The sequence below is a fragment of the Paenibacillus sp. 23TSA30-6 genome, from assembly GCF_014858585.1.
Classification (GTDB): Bacteria; Bacillota; Bacilli; order Paenibacillales; family Paenibacillaceae; genus Paenibacillus.
Genome location: NZ_SLTL01000106.1, coordinates 1 through 532 on the forward strand (window position 1 = coordinate 1; position 532 = coordinate 532).

1 protein-coding gene is annotated in these 532 nt (G+C 52.4%); it reads right to left on the reverse strand.

Annotated features, from left to right (window positions below; all coding sequences use genetic code 11):
- Nucleotides 1-85: 85 nt before the first annotated feature.
- Nucleotides 86-532: transposase (locus tag E0698_RS26300; protein WP_192513436.1), on the reverse strand; the 447-nt coding region annotated here is incomplete at its 5' end.

The following is a 532-nucleotide window of genomic DNA, read 5'->3' on the forward strand; positions in this document are numbered from 1 at the left end:
CAGATTGTCGAGAAACCCCGTCTTTTTGAGACGCGGGTTCTTTTTCTTTACATAATAATGGTCTGGTATCTGGAAAAACGGGGTGTTACCCCTGTTTCTCCAGACGATCCAGGTGGATCGCCATCTTCTTCATGTTCTGCACGGCTGCCGTCATGAGGGCTTGTTCCCTGACGTTCGGAAGTCCGCGCATACGGCAATAGCGAAACCCATGGAGCTCTTTGGCATCCGCGAAGCTTCGCTCAATCGTCTCTTTTCGTTTACGGTACAGCTGTTTCCCGGATGCGCTCAGTCGGTTGCTCCGTACCCATTCTTTGCTGTCTTCCCAGACATGCCGAGTCACCACTTTGCGGTGGTTTCGAGACTGGGTACACTGGCCCAGCAGTGGGCAATACTGGCACTGAGCTGGATTAGAGGCATACTGCCGGTATCCCTTACGGTCCGTTGTTCGGTAGGGCAGTTCCTGTTGGGCTGGGCACATATACACATTGCGCTTGGCATCGTATTCAAACTTCCATTTCGGGAACATTCCTTG